Origin of the sequence: Enterococcus termitis (genome assembly GCF_001730305.1) — a bacterium.
Taxonomy (GTDB): Bacteria; Bacillota; Bacilli; order Lactobacillales; family Enterococcaceae; genus Enterococcus_L; species Enterococcus_L termitis.
The window spans coordinates 1-3,987 of the sequence record NZ_MIJY01000031.1 but is presented as its reverse complement, the minus strand read 5'-3'; the positions used below and the strand labels follow the sequence as shown (position 1 = coordinate 3,987).

Here is a 3,987-nt window from a genome sequence, read left to right as displayed (position 1 = left end):
CCAAATAACTATAAATTATTTGGAGGTTATAAAATGAATTATTTATTACCCCAGAAACTTTTACACAAACAGCTGCAACCACTAATAGATAATGATATACGTTCAATATTCATTGAAGGTAATATTAACTCTGGAAAAAAATATGCTATTCATGCATATATGAGTGAACAAGAAAATTCCAGTGTCATCAATTTTTCTTCTGAAATAAACTTTGATGAACGAGAATACTATCCTTTTTTTTGTGGGATTGAAAATGTAAATAAGTTAGATATCAACAAATTAATAGTTCATTCAATAGATGACATTTCTCAAAATGAGAATGCGAAGATGAAATTTCCGTTATATTTTGTCAAAAAAATTCTATCAAAAAACCATAAAAGTGGGGTTTTCAATGAGAAAGAGATAGAGATATTGGCTAAACTTGAGAACATCTTAAAAAAAAGTAGCAGTAATATTTTCATTTGTTCTGATATTCAAAATTGGGATACAACCTCACTAAGTTTTTTACTTGTTTTACTAGATGGTAGAAGCCAACAGTTTGAGTGCCTAACTAATTCTAAATTCATCATAACTTATAGTTCAAGCGATAGTTTAGAAAAAAAAGAAAAGATAAAAGAAATTCAAAAAAAATGCGAACGTAAATATAGAATGACCAAATTAGATCTTACTGATTTTCAAACTCTAGCTGATAATATGACATATAACTTCAAAATAGAAAAAGAATTAGGTGAATTAATTGGTGCTGTAACAAATGATAATATTTCATATATAAAAATGATTATTTCAGAACTTGTCGATCAACCTAATTATATTAGTGGAACAATCCCCAGTTTAGAAGAGATTTTACAAAAACGATTATTGGAGTTTGGAGCTTCTGGAAAACAAATAAAAGAAGTTTTAGAATATGCCTCGATAATTGGTTATTCTTTTTCTGCTATTGAACTAGAAAAAGTTACTCAACTAAATAGAGATGAATTTATTTCGATAATAGAGCAGGCGAATAATTTAAAATTGATTGCAGAAAAAAATGATGAGTATTACAATTTTGCCTTGCAAGTTATCAGAAAAATGTTTGAGATGCAGGCAAAAAATAAAGGGATAAAATACTATACTGATTTAGCGGCTATTATTAAAGAAATTAGACCAGCAGAATACCTCAGAAGAGCTTGGTATTTAAAAGAAATAAATTCAATAGAAGCAGACGATTTATTTGTGTTAGGACTATTAAAACAAATTAGAGAATTTAAACTAATTAATCCAGATAAAAGGAAAGAAATAGAACCTCTGATTTCGATAGAACATGCTCGCTATTTAGATTTAATGGAAAATGCTTATAATTTTTATTACGAAGAAGAATATGAAAAAGCTAAAAGTGTACTCAGACAAACACGTTTTATGAATTCGAAAAAGTTACAAGCAGAAGTAACAATTCTGTTGTCTCATTGTTTAAGTAAAACTTTACATGTTGCTGATAGAACCTACGCTATTGAAATATTTGAAGCATATAATGATATTTCCTCAGTAGATAATGAAAAAGACATATTTGAACGTATTTTATTTAGAAAATTGACAAGTTATACTCATGCTGGAAAAAAAGAAGATGGATTGAAAATTGAAGCTACTTTAAATGGAATGTTGAGAGAACGTGAACAATACGATGAACAAGCCAAGCACAACTTGAACAATTTAAGACGAATCAGTAATGCATTACATGACAGTAACCATTCACTTTATTTTATGCAGGAAGCTGTAAATTATTTCAAACCTGAACTACCTAACGAAGTTCCAGTACATTTAGTCGATTACTATAAATCATTATGTAATTACTCTGGAACTTTGATAATGTGTGGTGAATTTGAGAAAAGTTTTGAATTTGCAAAGAAAGCAAAAAAGTTGGAAATAGAATTTAAAGAAGTAGATTTCCCTAGACAACAAATAGTTATGAATAATTATTTGTTGTCTGGATATCTAAGTAATTTATTATCAATTGAAGAGTGTATAGATAGTTATCATAGAATTATAGATACTATGAATGTGATTGCAGAAAGACTATTTTTCACTTCGAATTTGAGTATATTTTATGCATTAGATAATCGATTCGAAGAAGCAAAGATATTACTAGAAAGTGAAGCAGATGTTCAACAATTAAAAGTTGATTTAGAAGGGTTATATAATTATAGAATTGTAGCAAATACAGGTGTTTATGATTTTCTGTTGGGAGATAAAAAAGCTGGTATAGAAAAATTGGAGTCTTTGCGAAACTATTTAAGCAAAGTAGATGATCCTTTAATGAATGAAAAGAATGAACAATTAATAGAAAAAATGAAAACTTTTCATGAATCATTAACAGGTGAAGAATGGCTCCACGTTATTCAACCAAAGAAAACTTTTAATAAGACAGAACGTGATTACTATTATTTGGGATATGCTTTTACAACTCTTTATAACTGGGACTTATAAAGCTATCAAGCATCATAGCCTCACCTTTGTTCAGTTTACTTCTAGTAGAAAAACCTATTGAAGTATAGAATTTTTCAGTTCCTTTAGCTGCTAATAATGCAACAGTTGCATTATTAGCAGCATTTTTATAAATGTAACTCAACAAACGCTCAACAACAATTTTACCGATTCCATTTTTTTGCCAATTTGGATGAACAATTACATCTTGAAGATAAAAACAAATAAGTCCGTCTCCAACAATTCGTCCCATAGCAATTACCTTGTTATTTAAATAAATAGTTACACCAAATAAGGTTTTTTCTTTTGCTAATTTGTATTCTTCATTAGAATGGTTACTCCATTTAACGCTATTTCTCAAATATATCCACTCATCACTTGAAGGCATTTTATCTTTGATAATAATATTTTTTCTCATCTTGTTACTCTCTATTAGTTTCTATTATAAGACCGAATAATGTACTTAAAACGTCCTGATATGAAAATCCTAATTGCTTAAATGCATAATAGAAGGACATACTTTGAGTAATGTGTGGGTTTGTTGCGATATCAGTAATATAAAATTGATTATTATCACGAACTCTGAAATCAATTCTACCATAGCCAAAAATTTCCAAATCATTAGCGACTTTTTCCACATAAACTTTTATTTCTTCAGAAAGTTCTTTATCTTCATTTTTGAAGTCATAAAAATCAAACTTATTATTGCCTCTAATGTCATAATCTAATATAGTTTTTTCTAAATCCTTTTTATTTGCTACTGATATTCCAACTGGATCAAAGGAAAATGCTTTATTAGGTAAAGAAATCACTGGGACTTCTATTTCTCTACCCTCTATAAATTCTTGAACTATAACTCTCTGCTTAAATTTTTTACTTAAATCATGAATAAACGATTCTTTTTCATTTGAAAAAGTAAAAATATTTTTTTGACTTAATCCAATACTCGAAGATTCAGAATTTAGTTTACAAATTATTGTAGTATCATCTTTTGGTGATTGATCAAATAACCATCCAATACGATAATCATATAACCAGTTTTTGCATACTTTATGATCTCCTCGTGCTAAAAAACTGTTCCAATGAAATTTATTTCGAACAAAGCTTGTGACATATGCATTGCTGTTACTATATAAAATATTGTGCAAAGAACAGAAAGCAGGGATTAATGATTTTCTGCCTTGCCCAGTTCCTTTTTGAGCAGAATTTAAAACTATGATTCTCTTTGGATAATTGTCTCTTAACAGACCATTTTCAAAATCCTTAATAAAATCGTTTTCATCGAAGTAACTTTTTAATTCAAAGCCAATATTTTTTATAGCAAGACTTATTTGTTCATATTGAGTTATTGAATAATATTCAGAAATAACAGAAGTATCTGAATAGTCATGGAACCTATTTGTTAAATCCTTTACGTTTGATACCATCACAATTAAATATTTGTTAATGCTCTCATTAGTTATATTTACATAATGATTAATCTTTGATTTTAACATCCTAAAAACCTCCAAATAATTTATAGTTATTTGG

At 28.1% G+C, this 3,987-nt stretch carries 3 protein-coding genes; 1 reads left to right on the top strand and 2 read right to left on the bottom strand.

The window, feature by feature from the left end; translation table 11 throughout:
* Positions 1-33 precede the first annotated feature (33 nt).
* Positions 34-2,460: a hypothetical protein gene (locus BCR25_RS12425; RefSeq protein ID WP_069663915.1), complete on the top strand. Its 2,427-nt coding sequence runs from the start codon at positions 34-36 to the stop codon at positions 2,458-2,460.
* On the opposite strand, the gene BCR25_RS12420 is transcribed toward BCR25_RS12425, so the two are convergent.
* A complete protein-coding gene (locus BCR25_RS12420; RefSeq protein WP_069663914.1) occupies positions 2,432-2,875 on the bottom strand; it encodes a GNAT family N-acetyltransferase in 444 nt (147 codons plus the stop codon). The two genes, BCR25_RS12425 and BCR25_RS12420, sit on opposite strands and share 29 nt — an antisense overlap.
* Before the next feature lie 4 nt (positions 2,876-2,879).
* Entirely contained in the window at positions 2,880-3,953 is a 1,074-nt protein-coding gene (locus BCR25_RS12415; RefSeq protein ID WP_139124584.1) for a D-alanine--D-alanine ligase family protein, read from the bottom strand.
* Positions 3,954-3,987 lie beyond the last annotated feature (34 nt).